This window comes from Nocardioides gilvus, assembly GCF_003194605.1.
In the GTDB taxonomy this organism is placed as follows: domain Bacteria; phylum Actinomycetota; class Actinomycetes; order Propionibacteriales; family Nocardioidaceae; genus Nocardioides; species Nocardioides gilvus.
In genome coordinates this window covers 405,372-424,422 of sequence record NZ_QHKY01000004.1, presented here as the reverse complement: position 1 = coordinate 424,422, position 19,051 = coordinate 405,372, and the positions used below count along the sequence as shown (strand labels likewise).

The following is a 19,051-nucleotide window of genomic DNA, read 5'->3' as shown; positions in this document are numbered from 1 at the left end:
ATGACCTTGGCTCCAGTGGAGGGCGCAAAGATACGCGGCCCGAAGCGGGCCTCCGGGCCGTGGCGCCTCGTCCTGGGACGCCTTGGTTTCCTGGTCGCAGCACTCTTCGGGGTGATGACACTGTCCTTCCTCCTGGTCAGTGTCACCCCCGGGGATCCGGCGCGACTGATCGCCGGCCCGCTGGCCGACGAGACCCAGGTGACGGCGATCGAGGCCGAGCTCGGCCTCGATCGCCCCCTGGGGGAGCGCTACCTGGACTACATGGGCGGACTGGTCCAAGGGGACCTCGGTGACTCGTACTACTCCAAGCAACCCGTGATCGACGAGATCGCTTCCAAGTTGCCCGCAACCCTGACCCTCGTTCTCCTCTCGGTCGCTCTGGCGGCTGTCCTGGGGGTCGTGGTGGGTGCCGTGGGTGCCTACTTCAGGACTCGTTGGCCCGATTCGGTCGGACGGTTGTTCACCGGGATCTTCCAGGCCGTGCCCGACTTCTTCCTGGGTCTGATGCTGATCTACGTGTTCTTCTTCGTGTTGGGGATCGCCCCGGCGCCAGCAGGACAACTGGCGTTCTCCGAGACGGCGCCGGCGCGGGTGACGGGGTTCATCCCGATCGACAGCCTGGTGGCGGGCGACACGAGCCTCTTCGTGTCCTCGCTGAAGCACCTGGTGCTGCCGGTCCTGACGCTGGGCCTGGTCTATGCCGCCTACTTCGCGAAGACTGCCCGCACCACCGTGGGCCGCGCGCTCAACTCCCAACAGGTGCACTTCGCTCGGGCGATGGGACTGCCCGAACGCACGGTCCTGCGTTACGCCTTCGTCGAATCGCGGACCACGATCGTCACCTACGCCGGTGTCATCTTCGCTGCGCTCCTGGGCGGCGAGGCGATCGTGGAGCGGGTCTTCGCCTGGGACGGGATCGGCACCTGGGCCCTGACCGGGATCCTGCGGCTGGACCTTCCCGTCGTGCAGGGCATGGTGCTGGTCGCCGGCGCGCTGACCCTGATCACCTACACCCTGCTCGACATCGTCGTCGGGCTCCTGGACCCGAGGATCAAGCATGCCTGACGTCTTCGCGGCCCCGAAGGGTCGCCAGTTCCGCCTGCTGGTGAAGGAGCACCCCGGTGCGACCATGGGCGTGAGTTTCATCGCGCTCCTGCTGCTGGCCAGTCTCGTCGCGCCACTGCCGTACGACCCCACCGCGACAGACGGGTCGAGCTCACTGCTGGCACCTGGTGCTCAGCACTGGTTCGGCACCGACGGTGCCGGCGCTGACGTGTTCTCCCGGGTCATCGCCGCGGCCCGCATTGACCTGTCCCTCGCGCTGGCCGGCACCCTGCTCTCACTCGGACTCGGTCTCCCACTGGGACTGATGGCCTCCGGCAAGGGCAAGGGGAGCGAATGGCTGGTCCGGGCGCTGGACGCCTTCCAGGCGTTCCCGCTGCTGATCCTGGCCCTGGCGCTGGTCTCCTTGTCGGGCAACAAGCTCTACATGGTGGTGGTCGCCATCGCCCTGATCAACGTGCCCCGATACATCCGACTGATGCGCAGCGAGATCCTCTCCCTGCGTGAGAGCCGCTTCATCGAGGCGGCGATCGCGATGGGCGCCTCCACCTCGCGGGTCACCTTCAAGCACCTGCTGCCCAACGTCTGGGGCATCGTCCTGGTGCAGACCTCGCTGACCATTGCCAACGCGATCGTGGTCATCGCCTCGCTCTCATTCCTGGGCGTCGGGGTCTCCGCACCGACCCCGTCCTGGGGCGGCATGATCCGCGACGGTGCCGGCAACATGGCATCGGGTGAGTGGTGGATCGCAGGGTTCGCCGGCCTCGCAGTGCTGCTGTGCGTGCTGGCCTTCAACCAGCTCGCCGACGCGATCGGCGATCGAACCGCAAGGACGTACCGATGAATTCAGTTGCCGAAACCATCCTCGATGTGCGCAACCTGGCCGTCTCGATCGCGACCCCGGACGGTGTCGTCAACCCCGTCAAGGGCGTCGACCTCACCGTCCGCAAGGGTGAGATCGTAGGTGTCGTGGGTGAGTCGGGCTGCGGCAAGTCCACGACCATCAAGGGTGTCCTCAAGCTGCTCGGCCCCAACAGCACCGTCACCGCCGACAAGATCGAACTGGCCGGCCACGGCGACATCTCCGGCTTCAAGCCCAGGCAGATGAACACCATCCGAGGTCGGGCCGTCGGCTTCGTCGCGCAGAACCCCTTCGGGTCCCTCAACCCGATCTACACGATCGAACGACAGTTCTACGAGCTGCAGAAGGCGCACCGCACCGGCGTCTCCAAGCGGGAGTCGCGCGAGATCGCCCGTGACATGTTGAACGGGGTCGGCATCGTCGGCCCCGAACGGGTGCTCAACGGATATGCCCACCAACTCTCCGGCGGGATGGCGCAGCGGGTCGTGATCGCTCTGGCGACCACCCTCTCGCCGAAGCTCCTCTTCGCCGATGAGCCCACCACAGGACTCGACGCCACCGTGCAGGCCCAGATCCTCGACCTGATCACCGGACTCGTCGCCGACGAGGGGCGATCGATGCTGCTGGTGACCCACGACCTGGGGGTCATCGCGCAGTACTGCCAGCGGGTCGTCGTCATGTACGGCGGTGAAGTGGTGGAGCAAGGGTCTGTGATGGACGTGATGGTCTCTCCGCAGCACTCCTACACCCAGCAACTGATCGGTTCCGTTCCCAAGTCGGGGGAGAAGTTGAATGTCGCTCGTTGAGATCACCGACGTCGTCAAGACGTTTGCCGCCCGACAGCGCGGCGGCGACCCGGTCCGGGCGCTCAGGGGCGTGAGCCTGCAGGTCAATGAGGGGGAGACCGTCGCGATCATCGGCGAGTCCGGCTCCGGCAAGTCGACACTCGGAAAGGCCGCACTCCGACTGATCGACGTGGACTCCGGCTCCATCCGGATCGACGGCGACGAGATCACGACACTGGAGACGCGGGCGCTGCGCGCCAAGCGAGCAGACATGCAGGTGGTCTTCCAAGAACCGTTCGAGTCCCTGAACCCTCGGCTGGCGATCGGTGCGATCATCGCCGAGCCGTTGCAGATCCACCGACCTGAGCTGGGGACCACCGAGATCCGTAAGCAGGTCCTCCAGGTGATGGACAAGGTGGGTTTGCCCGCAGCCCAGGCGAGCCGGTTGCCCGGTGAGCTCTCGGGCGGTCAGCAGCAACGCGTGGGTATTGCGCGAGCGATCATCAGTCGCCCGCGGTTCCTCGTGCTCGATGAGCCGACCTCCTCGCTGGACCTCTCCATCCGGGCCCAGGTCCTGGCGCTGCTGGCGGAACTGCAGGAGGAGTCGCGGATGGCCTACCTGTTCGTCTCCCACGACATGCACACGGTGGAGTGGATCAGCGACCGGATCGCGGTGATGTACCTCGGTGAGATCGTCGAGACAGCCCCGACCCGGCAGCTCTTCGACAACCCGGGGCACGCGTACACCCGCACCCTGCTGTCGGCCAGACTGTCCGCAGACCCGCGGGAGCGACACGCGTACAAGGCGTTCGCCGGCGACACGACCGTGCGCCAGGTCAGCACCGGGGACGCATCATGACTGCTGGCGCCCAGGCCACCGTCGTCGACGGGGCCGCGATGCGCTGGGTCAACGGCGCCGAGGTCTACGAGACGATGGAGCCTGCGTTCCGGGACAACATCGGGCAGGACCGTGAGGCTGCCCTGACGCTCCTGCGGCGCTACAACGCCCGGTGCCTGTGGAAGGACGACACGACCAGTCGCCGGATCGACCACATCCGCGCCGACCCCGGGTACGTCGACCTGTCGGAGGCCTACCACGACTCGGTCGAGGAGTGTTTGGTCCTGGGTGGTGCCGTGGAACTCACGGCCGAGGGGGACTTCGAGGCCGGGGACTACTTCTGGCGGCCGCCGGGCTGGGTCCACTCCGCGTCCAGCCCCCAGGGGTTCGAGGCGATCCTGATGATGGAGGGCGAGGACAGCACCGAAGGTTCGGACCGCGTCAGTCGGGTCGTACGCCCTGACGAGGATGCCGGTGAGCACGTGTCGCAGGCTGACCAGTTGGGTCCGCGAGGCTATGTGCGCCGTGCCGAGAGTCGATTCATGCCCTGGCGCGACCACGACGACCACGGCACCCGCCTGGGCGGCGGCGCGACGGCGAAGGTCCTGAGCCTCAATGCCGACACCGGGGCCGAGACTGTGCTCGTGCAGGTACCGGCCGGGTGGAGCAGCCTCCCCGAGCGATCCGAGCGCGAACGTTTCATCATCAACACCTCAGGTGCGTTGCTGGTCGATGACCAGGAGCTGGCCGAACCCAGCCTCGTGCGGGTGCCCGCCGGAGTCGTCGCGCCGCGACTGCACGCGCCCGGTGGGGCCGAACTCATGGTCAAGACCGGTCCGCCCGCGGACCCGACCGCTCAATGAAGGAGCACTGATGCACTCCGGGTACGTCGACGGAACGTGGGGGCAGGTCCACTACCGCCAGTGCGGGAGCACCGGCCCGTGGCTGGTGCTCTTCCACGAGTCACCGTTGTCCAGCGAAGTGTGGAGGCGGGTGATGCCGTTGCTCGCACCCGACCTGCGGGTCATCGCGTTCGACACCCCCGGGTACGGAGCATCCGCGCCCCCGCCCGGACCCGACACCGAGATTCCGGAGTACGCCGGTGTGCTGGCTGCAGCGGCAGCTGAGCTCGGCGTCACCGACGCGGTCTTCTGCGGGGTGCACACCGGGGCCTCGCTGGCAATCGAGGCGTCCTTGGCGTTCTCCGGCACGAGTCGCGGGGCCGTCCTCAGTGGGGTGGCCCTCTATGACGACGAGGAGCGCGCCGAGCACCTGGCCAACTGGGCCCCTGATACGGCCGCGGACCTCCAGGGGACCCAGTTCGACTGGGCCGTGGAGCGGTACCAGCGCATCTGGCCCGGACTGGACGCGGAGATGTTGCACCTCGCGGCGGTCGAGGCCCTACGGGTTCTGCCCCGCTACCACTGGGGCTACCGCGCTGCCTTCCGGCACGACCCGGCCGGCCCGCTGGCCGCGCTGGACATCCCGGTGCTGCTGCTCGACGCCGAGCATGACCTGCTGGCCGACAAGGACGAGCGCGCTCTCGAACTCGCCCAGAATGCGAGGCTCGAGATCCTGCCCGACCTCCCCGGTCAGCCCCACCTGCGCGAGCCCGCGGCCTACGCGGCACACCTGTTGGAGTTCGTGCGCGAGGTGAACCCATGACCCGGGTGCTCCGCGAGACCCGCGACCAGGTCATGTACCTGACGATCCACGGGCCCGACACGATGAACAGCATGACGCCCGAGTCGATGAGCGACTTCGAAGCCGCTCTCGACGAGGCAGAGGCCAGCACCGACCTGCGGGCCGTGGTGATCACCGGGACCGGTGACCGGGCGTTCAGCGTCGGCATCGACATCACCTTCCTGGGGCAGCGCTTCGGAGATCCCCATGGCGTCTTCCTGCCCTACCTCGACCGCTTCCACGCGGTACTGCGGCGCTTCGAGTTGCTCCCGGTCCCTGTGGTGGCGGCGGTCAACGGCCTGGCCCGGGCCGGGGGTTTCGAGATCATCCTCGCCGCCGACCTGGTGGTGGTGGCGGACACAGCCCGGGTGGGCGACATCCATCTTGAGTTCGGGGTGCCACCCGGTGCCGGTGCCAGCCAACGGGCTGCACGCAAGCTGGGGGACCAGCGGGCCAAGGCCCTGATGCTGACCTCGATGTGGCTCGACGCACCGACGGCGGTGGAGTGGGGCCTGGCGTTGCGCCACGTTCCGAGCGCTGAGCTGGGTGCTTCGGTGGAGGAGCTCCTGGTCAGGGTCCGCGGGCTCTCCAGACCGGGGATGGCCGCCACCAAGCTCGCGATCGCCGCCGCCCAGGACCGCCACGTCACCGACGGGTTGGCCTACGAACGCGAGATGTTCGAGAAGTTCCTGGCCCGCGACGACGCGGCCGAGGGGTACCTCGCCTTCGTCGAGAAGCGACGACCCACCTGGGGGGATGCGGATGTCCGCGGACTCCGCTGACCACGGGGGCTGGGTCGAGACTGACTCCGTCACCCTGGATGGCGACCTGGTCGCGACCTTGGTGAGCCGCGGCGGCTACACCCACCCACTCTTCGACGTCGCCACCCACGGCGAGTCCACCCCACTGCCGGGGCAGGGGGTGCTCCTGCTCGCGGGCGGACTCGTCGAGCAGTGCGGGGTGCTGGACGACGCGGTGGCGATGCTCGAGCTCAAGTCCGTCAGGTTCAACCAGATGGTGCGCGCGGGCGACGACCTGCGCGTACGGGTCACTCCTGGTGAGTGGCGAGAAACCAGTTCCGGAAAGTTCGTGCAGCAGTTCGCCTGGGTCGTCCTGACCCGGGTCGACGACGTGGTGGCGCAGTCCGACGTCGTGATGCTGATGCACCAGTACGTGAGAGGAAACTGAGCATGTCGCTCAAGCTCAACATGGCCAACGGCATCCGGGAGTTCGCGCGCTCGACGCCACACCGGTTGGCTGCGGTCGAGGGCGACCGCAGTCTGACCTTCGCCGCGATGGACGAGCGGTCCAGTCGCCTGGCTCAAGGCGTACTCGCTCTGGGAGGAGGGCCTCAGGCGCCGGTTGCCGTGCTCGCGGGCAACCGGATCGAGTACTTCGAGATCATGACCGCGATGGCGAAGGCGGGCGTGCCCGTCGTACCGCTCAACTCGCGCAACAACAGTGTCGACAACGAGTACATCATCGAGCACTCGGGTGCCCGGATCCTGATCCTCGATCCCGACCTCGCCGACAACGCCAGCACGTTCATCGAAGGCCTCGACGCAGTGATCGCGTTCGGCGGCCACGACAGCGGTCGTGACTACGAGCAGTTCCTCGATGCCCAGCGGGCGGTCGACCCCAGGATCGCGGTCGGTGACGATGACACGTTCTGCATCACCTACACCTCCGGCACGACGGGGCGCCCCAAGGGGGTCGTGCTCACCCACAAGGGTCGCCTGCTGACGGCGTACGGCGCCGCCATCGAGTACGGGCTGGGTCCGGGGAAGCAAACCATGGCGGTCGCCCCGCTCTACCACGGCGCAGGATTCTCGTTCGGCTTCGCCGGGCCGCAGTTGGGCGGTCAGGTGACCGTGCAGAAGAAGTGGGATCCCGAACAGTTCCTGCAGATGCTGCAGTCCTCGGGCACCTCCACCGTCTTCCTGGTGCCCACCCACGCACAGCAGATCCGGCGCATCGTCGAGGAACCAGCCGGGACCTACGACCTCTCCGCGTTGAAGACTCTCTACTTCAACGCGGCTGCGCTTCCGATCGAGCTGAAGGAGTGGGTGCACGAGGCCTTCCCCGGTGTCGGGATCCACGAGCTCTACGGCTCCACCGAGTGCTCGATCGTCAGTGACCTGCGCCCTGCCGATTCGATGCGCAAGGCCGGCAGCGTCGGGCATCCGTGGTTCATGAACGAGGTCAAGCTGCTAGACGACTCCGGTCAGCCGGTCGCCCCGGGGGAGCCCGGTGAGCTGTGGGCCCGCTCGCCGATGCTGATGAAGGAGTACCTCAACAACCCGGAGGCCACCCGAGAGGCGACCGACGATGACGGGTTCATCACGGTCGGTGACGTTGCCGTGGCCGACGAGGAGGGCTTCCTCTCGATCGTGGACCGCAAGAAGGACATGATCATCGCCGGCGGGGTCAACATCTTTCCCCGCGAGATCGAAGAGGTCATCGGCCGTCACCCCTCGGTCGACGAGGTCGCCGTGGTCGGGGTGCCGGACCCCACGTACGGCGAGCGAATCGCAGCCTTCGTCGTGGCGAACCGCGGGGAGCAGATCGACCCCGGTGCGCTGGAGGCACACGTCTTGGCGGGAGTCGCGAAGTACAAGCTTCCGCGCGAATGGCACGCAGTCGAGGCGCTTCCACGCAATGCCGGCGGCAAGATCCTCAAGCGCCAGATCCGGGACGACTACGTGGCAGCGAGTCGGCTCGGGGAGTGAGAGTCCAGTGGTGATGCAAGCGCGCGCGGAGACTCCGTTGTCGGTCAGCCGGGTCCGGCCCGCCTATCAACAGGTGGCAGACCAACTGCGCCAGTTGATCCTTGAGGGGAGACTCTGTGTCGGTGACCGCTTGCCGTCAGAGGGGGAACTCGCCTCACAGTTCGGGGTGAGCCGCAGCACTGTGCGCGAGGCTCTGCGGGCGCTCGCTTCGCGGGACCTCATCCACACCACCCGCGGCCCGACCGGTGGCACCTTCGTCTCGCAGGTGAAGGTGGAGAAGATCAGCGACTATCTGGAGACCAGCATCGGTCGGCTGTCGGGCGACAAGGGCGTCACGGTCCAGGAGATGTTGGAGGCCAGGGACGTCCTGGAGGTTCCCGCGGCACGACTGGCGGCAGATCGCCGGCAAGCGTGCCACCTCGAGGCGATGCGCGCTGCCATCGAGCGAGAGGTGGCGACTCGAGGACGGAACGACCGCTTTGCCGAGCACCGGGACTTCCACCAGGTCATCGTGGAGGCCTCGGGGAACGTCTTGCTGGGGATGATGAACGAACCGGTCTTCCGCGTCCTCCAGGCGAAGTTCCTCAGGCCCACGGTGCCCGAGGGGTTCTGGGCCACCGTCGACCACGACCACGGCGCTCTCCTCACAGCGATCGGCGACCGGGACGCGGTTGCCGCGGGGCAGCTCATGGCTGACCACCTCGTGGCTCTGCGCGACGCGTACACCGAGTGACCACCTCCGTACGGCGCGCTCTTGCGCGTCATCCTCACCGCACTCGTGGGCCCTCGGGGCGAGTGCACCAAATGAATGGAGCAGAGCAATGGCTCGACCGACGACCCTGGAACTCATTGCCACGGACCAGCCTTGGCGCACCGTCCCCATGGACGGCGCCAACCTGCCCCTGGACGTCGTGCCGCTGGCGTCGGGTGCTGACGAGTTCGTGATCCTCGCCCGGTTCCCGGCTGGTTTTGTGCGCGATGTCGCCGGGGGGTACCACGCCGCCGAGACCTTCCTCGTAATCGATGGGCAGCTGACCCTGGAGGGCCATGATGTGGCGCGCGGGGACCTGACCCATGTTCCGGCCGAACAGCTGCGCGAGGACATGCGGACCGAAGCCGGATGTCTGGCGTTGGCCTGGTTCAGCGGCGCTGCGACCTTCGTGCCAGCAGGGGAACTCGGAGTCAGCGAGGGTGACATCCGTACGGTCCGCGTCCTCGACGCCCCCGATGGCGTGCTCATCGAGACCCCTGAGGCCGTGTGGTCGATCGAACTTTCCTCCGATGGTGAAAGCATCGACACGGGGCTGAGCCGGTGGATCCTGGAGGGCCCCGATCGTGAGGGCCCCCTGCTGACCCGGACCCGCGCATGATCATCGGCGCGGACTGGCGGGGCAAGGAGGGCATCTACGGCGGGAAGGTGGCCGCCTGCCTGGCCGATGCCGTGCAGATCGATCCGGACCTCGCCGGACTCGAGCTCGCCTCCATGTGGGTCGAGTTCTCCGGCACCGTGTTTCCTGGTCCGGTGGAGGTGGTCGCCGAGACCGTGCACCGTGGCCGGAGCACGGCGACCGTACGAGCAACCCTCGTCCAGGGAAGGCAACGCGCCAGCGCCGTGGCCAAGCTGATCGCTTCCGGAGGGAGGACGCCGTTGGAGCCGCGCCGGTGGGCAGCGCTGCCGGACCCCGAGAAGCTCCACGACTTCCAGGCCCCTTGGGGGGAGCTGGAGTACGACTCGAAGTTTCAGATCCGCGTTGCTGGTCAGTCGGCGGACGAGGGGATCATCACGACACGGGCCTGGGTACGCACCCAAGCAGACACCCACCTCGGACACGGTGGTGCCGAAGCGGCGCTGCTCGATCTACTGCCCCCGGGGCTCTTCTTCGCTGATCCGGTGCCGGCCTACGTCCCGACAATCGACTTCGCACTGCATCTCAACCCGAACGCCCGGGTCCGCCCAGGTCAGTGGCTCTGGGGCGAAATGCGCACGGAGTGGGCCGACGAGGAGTTCTGTGCCGACACCGGCACGCTGTACCGGCCCGATGGCACCTTCGTGGCCCGCGGGACCCAGACCCGACGGGTCGTGCGCTGAGCAGAACCCCTCGCGCGGCGCCCGGACTCGCGGCCCCACGGACTGCTCAGGAGGGAATCGGCACCTGGGCCGGTAGACCAATGATGCGGTCGGCCATCTCGACCACAAGGTCGGCGACCTGGGAGCTGGGGGCCTCGGGGCTGGGGCGCAACCGGTGGGCGTTGTCGCAGAGGGTCAGGGTTGCCTGGGCACGGGGGCGGGCGTTCTCGGGGCCAGCGAGCTGAGCGACCAGTGCCTCCAGATAGTCGTGGTACAGCCGACGGGCGGCTTTGATCTGGGCCTGTTCGGCCCCCGACATGGCGCCGTACACCCCGAGCCCACCGAAAGCGGCATGCCAAGCGAGCCCTTTCGCTCCGTTGTCCAACTGCCACGAGACGTGCTGGCGGATCAACGTCTCCAACTGCTCGCGGGTCGACATCGTCGGTGTCAGCGGCCTTGAGACGTGGGCGAGCACCTCGTCGCAGATGTCACGCAGCCCTTCGAACAGGATCTCCTGCTTGCCCCGTGGGAAGTGGGCGTACAGACTGCCGGCCTGGACCCCGACGGCGCTGGCGATGGCGCGCATCGAGGTACCGCCGTATCCGAGCCGGGTGAACAGCGACATGGCTTCACCGATGATGGTGCGACGAGTGCCCTCCGGGTCAGACCGCTGGCTGTCACGAACATGCACCAGCAGCCTGAGCAGATGGAGATCTGGAGTCACTGGCTCATCAGGCATGGGCCCAGCCTAGTGCGACCCGGCTTGGGATGTGCACCAGCACGAGCCATCTTCCCAACGTTCGTGAGCGTGTCAGCTCAAGGACCCCACGACCGGATCACGCAGCCGTATGGCCACGAGCGCGACATCGTCGTCGGCACGCTCAGGCATCAGCCGTGTCAGCAACTCGTCGCCGACGGTCTCGAGGTCGGCGCCGTCCGCGACCAGTTCCGCGAGGGTGGTGCGCAGCAAATCGATGCCGTCATCGAGGTCCTGGCCGCGTCGCTCGACCAAGCCGTCGGAGTAGAGCAGCACCGTTGACCCCACCGGTATGGCGACGACCGCCTCGGCGCGCTCGACGCCGAGGTTCATGCCGAGCAGCAGGTCGGGTCCTTCGCCCTCGAGCACCTGGGTGAGCACGCTGCCGTCGGCCTGCGGAACGGCGACGATCAGCGGCGGGTGACCGGCGTTGGACCAGCGCAGTCGCGCTGTTCCGGCCGCGCGTTCCTCCGGCGTCTGCTCCACCTGGGCGACGACCGCGGTCGCGGTGGTCTCGATCTGCAGCACCGGCATGGCCTGGTCGACGCGCTGCAGGATATCGGCCGGCCCGGCGCCGGTGGTGACGGCGATGCCGCGCAGCAGCGCGCGCAAGTGGCCCATGGCGGCTGCGGCGACGGTGTCGTGCCCGACCACGTCGCCGATCACCAGGACCACGGAGCCATCGGTCTGCTGGAAGGAGTCGTACCAGTCGCCGCCGACCTGGGCGACCTCGGCGGCCGGCTCGTACCGGACCACCACCTGGAGGTGTTCGGGGTTCGGCGGCGGGGTGAGGAGGCTGCGCTGCAGCCCCTCGGCGAGTTCGCGCTGTTTGGCGTACGCCTGGGCGTTGTCCAGCGCCATTCCGGCTCGAGCCGAGATGTCCACGAGCGTGTTCAGCTCGTCGGGAGTGAACGGAGCCATCCCGTGCCCGCGTCCGACGGTGAGCGCACCGACCGTACGACCCCGGCCGCGAATCGGTAGGAAGACGGCGCACTGTGGCTCGAGCTCGAGGTACCGCTCGCGTGCCTCACCGGGGGCGAGGGTCGCGGTGACCTGCTCGTCGGCGCGGTCAGCCACGAGGACGGAGCTTCCGCCGCTGAGGGCCTTGGCCAGGTAGGAGTTGTCGGAGAGCGCCGACACCCGCAGTTCGGTGTACCGCTCCAGTGTCGGCAGCCGCGCGGGGTCGGCGTGTGCGAGGCCGATGTCACGCAGGTGTCGTCGCCAGTCTCGCTGGGTGAACGGCTCCGGGTGGTCGAGCAAGGTGACGATGCACCACTCACCCAGCCGAGGCACGATGAGCTCGGCCAGTCGGCCGACCGCCTGATAGGTGTCGAAGGTCGACGTCAGCGACGAGGTGACCTCGGCGAGCAGCGAGCCACGCGCCGCAGCGCGCGCCAACTCGTCCTCGGTGGCGCGGCGGTCTGTGATGTCCAGGAAGTAGACCGCGAGGCCTTCCGGGCTGGGCCAGGCGCGGACCTCGTACCAGGCGTCCAGCGGTGGCGGGTAGTAGGCCTCGAACGTGACAGGTTCCCCCGACTCCGCTGCGCGCCGGTAGTGCACCTCGAAGTCGCTGCCAACCGCCTCCGGGAACAGCTCCCACAGCACGTGCCCGCCCAGCTCAACCGAGACACCGGCCAACAGTTGCTGCGCTCCGGCGTTGGCGTAGGTGAAGCGCCATTCCCGGTCCACGCTGAAGAAGGCGCTGGGCATGGCTTCCAGTACGCGGGCAATCCGCGCCTCACCTTCCTGCACCTGCGTGGTGTCCAGGACGGCGCCCACGAGCCGCTCGGCCCGGCCCGAGAGACCGGGGAACGCCTGGCCGCGTGCCAGCACCCAGCGCGTCGGGCCGTCGGGCGGCACCACGCGGTACTCCACGTCGAGCACGCCACACTCCTCGATCGCGGTCCGCCAGGCGTGCGTGACACGGTCGACGTCGTCGGCGTGCACGAGGGAGGTGAAGGTCTCGATCCGGCCGTCGAAGCGGTCGTGATCCAAGCCGAAGAGTTCCAACGTGCGGTCGTCCCAGTGCAGCTCGTTGGTGCGCAGGTTCCAGTCGTAGGCGCCCACTCCGGCGGCCTCCACCGCGACGCTCCAGACCTGCCGGTCCTCGCCGTAGCTGGCCTCGACAGCGGCCAGCTCCAGCTCAGCGGTCACGGCCTCGGCGAGCAGCTCCAGGAGCACGACGTCGGCATCGGTCCACGTACGCACGTGGTCGTCGTAGGCGCAGAGCGCTCCGACCACGTGGCCACCGGCGCGCAGCGGCACTCCAACGTACGTGCGAACGGCACCACTGGTCACGGGCGCCAACCCTGCGACGCGTTCGTCCTGAACGGCGTCTTGAACCACCACCGGCGTGCCGTTCTTCACGGTCACCGTGCAGAGCGAATCCTCGGCGGGGGACTCGTGGAACTCGCTGGCAGCGGCCACGCCGGTGCCGCCAACGACGGTCTGGACGTCCGAGATCATCGACACCTGGGACGAGGTCGTGCCCAGCAGCCGAGCGGTCAGGTCAGTCAGCCGGCTCAGGCGGGTGGTGCCGACGAGATGGCCGGTGATCAACCGGGCGTAGTCGGACCGCAGAAACTCCGGGTCATCTCCAAGACCGACGGTGAGTGCCGAGCGCGGCGCAGGGTGGAGCAGTTCATTGTTGTTCAAGGACAACCCGTCAAGCTGTGTGTAGGGCGCTTTGCTTCACCCGAGAGATCATTGTGACACGTGCGCGAGGAAATTCGGCTCACGCGCCCTTGGCGTGATGTATGGCTGTGCGGACCAAGGCACTGAGCCATAATGGTGTGCATGAGCCAGTCCCCGCTTGCGGCGGTCACAGAAGCACTGTCTGCCCTCGCGGAAGTGCTCTATTCGCGCGGCGAGTACGACGACGTGTACGCCGCCGTGTGCCGCATCGCCGTCGACGTCGTGCCGGGCTGTGATCACGCCTGCCTGAGCACACTGCAAGGAGGCGGAGAGTTGACGTCTCACGGCGCGACCGACGCTGTCGCCTCCCATGTCGACCGGCTGGAGAGCGAACTGCGGGAAGGGCCTTGCTATGACGCCATGACCGAGGAGTCCTTCCAGATGGATCGGGACATTCGCACTGATCCGTCATGGCCAGCGTTGGCGGAGCGCGTGCTGAAGGAGACGCCCGTCCGCGGGATGATCGGCTATCGCGTCAATGTCGGCGCGCGGAAGGCCGGCGCGCTCAACCTGTTCTCCGACACTCCCGGAGGTTTCGATGCGGAAGCCGCCGACATGGGCGCCATCATCGCTGCGTTCGCCTCGACCGCCCTCGGTGCCGCGGCCCAGCACGAGCGCGCCGAAACCCTGGCGCGCGGATTGCAGAGCAACCGAGAGATCGGCAAAGCAATGGGGATGTTGATGTCGACTCGTGGCATCTCGGAGGAGGAGGCTTTCGACACCCTGAGCCGGATGTCGCAGCACCTGAACATCAAACTGGCCCAGTTGGCGCGCCAGGTCGTGGACGAACAGATGGGGACCACTGCGTCCACCTGATGTCTGCTGTCAGGGGTATGGACAGGACCCCCTCCGGAGCGGGACGGTAATGAGACCACTTCTCGGGAGGTAGTCCATGAAGACGTCCAGATTCGCCCGCAGCACCGCCCTCGCAGCCACCTCAGCGCTCGCCCTGAGCGGCCTTCTCCTCAGCCCCGGCAACGCCGGCGGGCCGGGCGGCCACCGCGGACCACACCATCCGCCGCCCAAGGCGCCAGCCAAGGTCGCGACCGCGACCGGCTACGGGGGAGCGGTCTCCACCGTTGACCCCGACGCGACCAACGCCGCGCTGAAGGTCCTGCGCCGCGGGGGCAACGCCACCGACGCCGCCGTCGCCGCAGCTGCCACCCTGGGCGTGACCGAGCCGTACAGCGCCGGCCTCGGAGGTGGCGGCTACTTCGTCCACTACGACGCCCGCACCAGGCGGGTCTCCACCATCGACGGCCGCGAGACCGCGCCGCAGACGATGCCGAACGACGCCTTCATCGACCCCGCCACCGGTGAGCCCTACAACTTCACGCCCGAGCTGGTCACCAGTGGCGTCTCCGTCGGTGTGCCCGGCACCCCGCTCACCTGGCAACGGGCGCTCGACAAGTGGGGCACCCTGAGCTTGCGCAAGGCGCTCGCACCCGCAGTGCAGGTCGCCAGTCGCGGGTTCGTGGTCGACGAGACCTTCCGGCAGCAGACTCTCGACAACCAGGTCCGCTTCGAGGCGTTCCCGGCGACCAGCGACCTCTTCCTGCCCGGCGGCGACGCCCCGCAGGTGGGCACCACCTTCCGCAACCGCGACCTGGCCAAGACCTACCGGATGCTCGGTCAACGAGGCGTCCGTTCCTTCTACCGCGGGCCGCTCGCCGAGCTGATGGTCGACGTCGTACGCGACCCGCGTACGAGCGCTGACACGTCCCTTCCCGTGCCGCCGGGCTACCTGTCGGCCAGCGATCTTCGCGACTACAAGGTGCTCGAGCAGCGCCCCACGCAGAGCGACTACCGCGGATTCCAGGTGTACGGGATGGCGCCCAGCTCCTCGGGTGGTACGACCGTGGGTGAGGCGCTCAACATCCTCGAACGCTTCAACCTCCGCGACATGGACGAGACCGACGCGCTGCACCACTACTTCGAGGCCAGTGCGCTCGCCTTCGCCGACCGCGGCCGCTACCTCGGGGACCCGGCGTACGTCGACGTCCCGGTCAGCGACCTGCTCAGCGACCGTTTCGCCGCGGAAAGGGCCTGTGAGATCGACCCCGACGCGGCGCTGTCGAAGCCAGTCTCGGCCGGTGACGTGACCTCGTACGACGGGGTCTGTGACGCCGCCAGCGCCACCGGCGAGACCGATGCCGACACCGAGAACATCTCCACGACCCACCTGACGGTGGCTGACAAGTGGGGCAACGTGGTGGCCTACACGTTGACGATCGAGCAGACCGGCGGGTCGGGTCAGGTGGTCCCCGGGCACGGGTTCATCCTGAACAACGAGCTCACCGACTTCTCGACCGTCTACGACCCGGAGGACCCCAACCGGATCCAGCCGGGCAAGCGTCCGCGTTCGTCGATGTCGCCCACGATCGTGCTCCGCCACGGCAAGCCCTTCTTGGCGCTCGGCTCACCCGGTGGGTCGACGATCATCACCACGGTGCTGCAGATGCTGGTGAACCGGATCGACCTGGGGATGAACATCTCCGAGTCGATTGCGGCTCCTCGGGCCACGCAGCGCAACACGACCAACGTGACCGCTGAGCCCGCGTTCATCGATCGCTACGGGACCGCGCTCAGGGCACTGGATCACACCCTCGTCGCCTCCGGTGACAGCTTCAGCAGCGCCGCCGAGATCGGAGCCGCGAGCGCGATCGAATTCGGACGCTGGGGAAGGATGACCGCGGTCGCCGAGCCTGACCGTCGCGGCGGGGGAGCAGCGGCGGTGGTGTGGCGCGTGCGCTGAGGGACGAGTTCAGGCGAGGGAGTCGCGCGTCCGGTGACGCGCGACTTCCGCGCGCTCCTTGATGCCCAGGAGCATTCGCCGTTCCATGATCGCGTGGGGGAGCTCGATGAAGAGGATGTACGCCGCCCCCGCGAGTCCCCGCTCTGCGTGGGAGCGGGCGATCAGCCGGCAGGTGTGTGGTGTCACGGGCTCCACCACATAGGCCCCCCAGTTGGCGATCAACATCGACCGCGGAGGATCGATGGCCTCGATGGTGGTCGCATAGCCGGGGAAGACCTCCAACGAATCACCTGCGTCGAGGTGCTGCCATTCGGGATGCACCCTGGAGGCGCTCCGCAGGCGACACCCGGCCAGGTTCTCCAACCAGTCGTAGGAGTAGAAGCCGCCCCGATCCCTGCCGATCTGGACCAGCCACGACCACACCTCATGGGCGGGGGCGTGCACCGTCACCGCCCGAGTGGTGGTGAAGAGAGGGCGCTCGATGTCGCCGGGGTAGCTCGCAGTGCGCTCCGCCTGACTGGCCCCCCAGCGCCGCAGCCACGGACGGAGGAGGAGCGCGTAGACCCAGGGGGTCAGCGTCGCTGCTGAGGTCACTGTCCAGGCAGCCCTGCGAGCGGGTGGGGACGACAGCCGCTCCGGCCATTTCCTCGCCGCGCTGATCGGCGCGAGCAAGCCACCCAGGGCGAGTGCGACGGGTCCCCCCGAGACGACCAGCAGGGCCCGGACCACGGCCAGTCTGGGGACGGACTCCGTGGTCATCGTGGCTCCCTGCCCTCGCGCGATCGCGCAGGCACGAGCCCACGACCCCACTCCTGGGCGCGCGCGACCTCCCCGTCGAGCAAGGGACCAGACATGTCATCCACGTAGAAGCTCTCCACGTCGATGAGGCGACCCAGATGGTGACGCCTCACCGACTTGCCGGCCGCCTTGGCCGCGGACCCCGGCAACTTGCGTACGGAGGCGACGCGGGTGTCGAAGGTCGCGACGTCGACCACGTCCGAGGAGGGCTGCTGCTCCAACCACTCACGGATGCCGCGGGCTTCGTGACCGGGCAGAGCCCCCTTGCCGCTCGCGTCCTTGCGGGTGTTGGCGCGGCTCATCGAGAAGGCGTGGGTGGGACCGCCGATGACCAGGAGATCGACGTCCGTGGGCAGGGCGGCCGGAGCCTCCATGACGTCGAGGACCGGCACCTGCTCGCCCGACACCTCGGCCAACCCCTCGGCCACCGCCTCAGCGATGCTTCGAGTGTTGCCCCACATCGACTCGTACACGACCAAAGTGCTCACGGCTGCCTCCTGGGACTGGCGATGAGAAGGGTGGGTCGGTGACGCCCGCGCTCGTCAACCATGACCCCTCCTCGAGGCACTGACCAGCGCGTACGCCACCAGGGCGATGCCGACGAGGAGCGCGAGCGCGGCGAGAACACCGAGGGTGGCGGCCGCCTTGCCGAGGACTGGCAACTCCGCTCCCACCGCCATCTCCGTGCGGATGACGGGAGTCGCGTCGGAGTTCATCGCCACGAACGTCCAGTCACCGTCGGTCGGCTCCCAGGTGATCGAGAGAGGGCCGGTCCCGGAGTCCTGCGCCACCCAGAAGTCCTGCTCACCGGGGGCGGCGGGCGTGCTGGCGCCCGGATGGTCCGTCATGGTCGGATCGTCGTCCTGCACGCCGGTCACGGTCTCGTGGCTGACGTCGGTGAGGTAGTCCCGCACCTCGTCAGTGGGGGCGATCCCGATGAAGAGATCGGAGTCCGACTCCGGTGTCGCGGTCAGGCGTGCGTCCCCCAGCAGTTGGGCCGGGAGGAAGTCGCCGGGGACATCGCTGTGCAGCCGCAGGCTCTCGGAGGTGATCGCGTGGGTGGTGGTGTCGAGCGCCAGCTGATCGCTCATCATGAAACCGTCCCGGTCCCGCTCCTCCTGCTCGATCCAGGTCAGGGTGCCGGCCGCTCCGGCGAGGCTGACCGCGATGAACACCAACAGAGACCCCAGGGTCAGGGCAACCACTCGTCCCGTTGTCCACCGCGAACGCTGCGGCGCAGGGGAGCCGCCGGGCGCCGACGCCACGGCGCTCGCGACAGCGGGATCCTGCGCGGAGGTGGCTGCGGGCCCTGCCGCAGGACCCGGGTGCCCGCCTGGCCCCGCGTCGAGTCCGCCCTGGTCCAGCGCGAACGGCGGGTAGCGATCGGTCATCAGGAGCACGTACCCCGCGACCCGGAAGACCCATCGGTTCAGTCCGACCACCAGGGCGAAGAGTCGCTCGGGGTAGCGGCCCGTGAAGAGCAGGAACACCCCAGCGACCAGGACCAGCAACCCGATCAGACCGACCCCGGAGGACGACGCGCCGTTGTCGTCGGGAGCGGTGTACCCCACGCCCCCCAGAAGGAGACCCAGGACGAAGTAGTGCGGGATGGCCAACAGCCACGACTTCACCAGGACCTTGCCCCGCGACAGGCTCTCCGGGTGGTCGACCTCGAGGTGGGCGGGGTAGTCGGCCACCTCGTGCAGGGAGAACGGTGGGTAGCGGTCGGTCCCGAGGGCACCGTAGGCGTAGAACGAGACCCGCCACGACCAGCGCAGCACCCCGACGTTGAAGTCGAACAGCGAGCGCGGGTAGCGGGCCGTGAGCAGGATCGCGAAGAACGCGATGACGCTCGTCACCAGGACCGCGATCCACAGGAAGGCCAGGATCACGTAGTGCGGGAGGGCCAGGAGCCACTTCACCAGCCACAGGGCCCGGCTCGTCCCGGGGTCGAACGTGGCGTGGATGCGGACAGGGTAGGGCGCGGCGGACGGTGGTTGCTCTGACGTGCTCATCGTGC

At 68.2% G+C, this 19,051-nt stretch carries 19 protein-coding genes; 14 read left to right on the top strand and 5 right to left on the bottom strand.

What is annotated here, in order from left to right; genetic code table 11:
* The 12 genes from DNK52_RS13885 (at position 1) to DNK52_RS13835 (ending at position 10,048) form a co-directional block, all read left to right on the top strand.
* Positions 1 to 1,065: an ABC transporter permease gene (locus DNK52_RS13885; RefSeq protein WP_110241591.1), complete on the top strand. Its 1,065-nt coding sequence runs from the start codon at positions 1 to 3 to the stop codon at positions 1,063 to 1,065.
* Positions 1,058 to 1,906: an ABC transporter permease gene (locus tag DNK52_RS13880; protein ID WP_204163539.1), complete on the top strand. Its 849-nt coding sequence runs from the start codon at positions 1,058 to 1,060 to the stop codon at positions 1,904 to 1,906. The genes DNK52_RS13885 and DNK52_RS13880 overlap by 8 nt, the downstream gene beginning before the upstream one ends.
* Positions 1,903 to 2,730, top strand: coding sequence for an ABC transporter ATP-binding protein (locus DNK52_RS13875; protein WP_110241590.1), 828 nt, complete (start codon positions 1,903 to 1,905; stop codon positions 2,728 to 2,730). Before DNK52_RS13880 ends, DNK52_RS13875 begins: the two co-directional genes overlap by 4 nt.
* The gene (locus DNK52_RS13870; protein ID WP_110241589.1) at positions 2,717 to 3,568 is read left to right on the top strand and encodes an ATP-binding cassette domain-containing protein; all 852 of its coding nucleotides are present in this window, start codon (positions 2,717 to 2,719) and stop codon (positions 3,566 to 3,568) included. The genes DNK52_RS13875 and DNK52_RS13870 overlap by 14 nt, the downstream gene beginning before the upstream one ends.
* Complete coding sequence (locus DNK52_RS16045; RefSeq protein WP_162598779.1) at positions 3,565 to 4,410, top strand: cupin domain-containing protein; 846 nt, start codon at positions 3,565 to 3,567, stop codon at positions 4,408 to 4,410. The genes DNK52_RS13870 and DNK52_RS16045 overlap by 4 nt, the downstream gene beginning before the upstream one ends.
* A gap of 10 nt (positions 4,411 to 4,420) precedes the next feature.
* Complete coding sequence (locus tag DNK52_RS13865; RefSeq protein WP_162598778.1) at positions 4,421 to 5,212, top strand: alpha/beta fold hydrolase; 792 nt, start codon at positions 4,421 to 4,423, stop codon at positions 5,210 to 5,212.
* Positions 5,209 to 6,012, top strand: a complete 804-nt coding sequence (locus DNK52_RS13860) for an enoyl-CoA hydratase/isomerase family protein (protein ID WP_110241587.1) — start codon at positions 5,209 to 5,211, stop codon at positions 6,010 to 6,012. Before DNK52_RS13865 ends, DNK52_RS13860 begins: the two co-directional genes overlap by 4 nt.
* The gene (locus tag DNK52_RS13855; protein WP_110241586.1) at positions 5,993 to 6,418 is read left to right on the top strand and encodes a hotdog family protein; all 426 of its coding nucleotides are present in this window, start codon (positions 5,993 to 5,995) and stop codon (positions 6,416 to 6,418) included. The genes DNK52_RS13860 and DNK52_RS13855 overlap by 20 nt, the downstream gene beginning before the upstream one ends.
* 2 nt (positions 6,419 to 6,420) lie before the next feature.
* Entirely contained in the window at positions 6,421 to 7,959 is a 1,539-nt protein-coding gene (locus DNK52_RS13850) for a class I adenylate-forming enzyme family protein (protein ID WP_110241585.1), read from the top strand.
* Complete coding sequence (locus tag DNK52_RS13845) at positions 7,889 to 8,692, top strand: GntR family transcriptional regulator (protein WP_110241584.1); 804 nt, start codon at positions 7,889 to 7,891, stop codon at positions 8,690 to 8,692. The genes DNK52_RS13850 and DNK52_RS13845 overlap by 71 nt, the downstream gene beginning before the upstream one ends.
* Before the next feature lie 88 nt (positions 8,693 to 8,780).
* Positions 8,781 to 9,329: a hypothetical protein gene (locus DNK52_RS13840; RefSeq protein WP_110241583.1), complete on the top strand. Its 549-nt coding sequence runs from the start codon at positions 8,781 to 8,783 to the stop codon at positions 9,327 to 9,329.
* On the top strand, positions 9,326 to 10,048 hold the full coding sequence (locus tag DNK52_RS13835) for a thioesterase family protein (RefSeq protein ID WP_110241582.1): 723 nt from the start codon (positions 9,326 to 9,328) through the stop codon (positions 10,046 to 10,048). Before DNK52_RS13840 ends, DNK52_RS13835 begins: the two co-directional genes overlap by 4 nt.
* A gap of 46 nt (positions 10,049 to 10,094) precedes the next feature.
* Here DNK52_RS13835 and DNK52_RS13830 read toward each other — a convergent pair whose 3' ends face one another.
* Both DNK52_RS13830 and DNK52_RS13825 read right to left on the bottom strand, forming a co-directional pair.
* Complete coding sequence (locus DNK52_RS13830; protein WP_110241581.1) at positions 10,095 to 10,766, bottom strand: TetR/AcrR family transcriptional regulator; 672 nt, start codon at positions 10,764 to 10,766, stop codon at positions 10,095 to 10,097.
* Positions 10,767 to 10,838: 72 nt separating this feature from the next.
* Positions 10,839 to 13,439: a SpoIIE family protein phosphatase gene (locus tag DNK52_RS13825; RefSeq protein WP_162598776.1), complete on the bottom strand. Its 2,601-nt coding sequence runs from the start codon at positions 13,437 to 13,439 to the stop codon at positions 10,839 to 10,841.
* Positions 13,440 to 13,580: 141 nt separating this feature from the next.
* On the opposite strand from DNK52_RS13825, the gene DNK52_RS13820 reads away from it, so the two are divergent.
* Positions 13,581 to 14,294 (top strand): GAF and ANTAR domain-containing protein, encoded by a 714-nt coding sequence (locus DNK52_RS13820; RefSeq protein WP_110241651.1) that lies wholly within the window; start codon positions 13,581 to 13,583, stop codon positions 14,292 to 14,294.
* Positions 14,295 to 14,370: 76 nt separating this feature from the next.
* On the top strand, positions 14,371 to 16,233 hold the full coding sequence (gene ggt, locus DNK52_RS13815) for a gamma-glutamyltransferase (RefSeq protein WP_110241579.1): 1,863 nt from the start codon (positions 14,371 to 14,373) through the stop codon (positions 16,231 to 16,233).
* A 9-nt stretch (positions 16,234 to 16,242) separates the two neighbouring features.
* Here ggt and DNK52_RS13810 read toward each other — a convergent pair whose 3' ends face one another.
* From DNK52_RS13810 to DNK52_RS13800, 3 genes are read right to left on the bottom strand one after another with little or no spacing between them, the layout of a single operon-like run.
* Positions 16,243 to 16,992: a hypothetical protein gene (locus DNK52_RS13810; protein ID WP_110241578.1), complete on the bottom strand. Its 750-nt coding sequence runs from the start codon at positions 16,990 to 16,992 to the stop codon at positions 16,243 to 16,245.
* Positions 16,989 to 17,519 (bottom strand): flavodoxin family protein, encoded by a 531-nt coding sequence (locus DNK52_RS13805; RefSeq protein WP_110241577.1) that lies wholly within the window; start codon positions 17,517 to 17,519, stop codon positions 16,989 to 16,991. Before DNK52_RS13805 ends, DNK52_RS13810 begins: the two co-directional genes overlap by 4 nt.
* 54 nt (positions 17,520 to 17,573) lie before the next feature.
* Complete coding sequence (locus DNK52_RS13800; RefSeq protein WP_110241576.1) at positions 17,574 to 19,046, bottom strand: DUF4389 domain-containing protein; 1,473 nt, start codon at positions 19,044 to 19,046, stop codon at positions 17,574 to 17,576.
* Positions 19,047 to 19,051 lie beyond the last annotated feature (5 nt).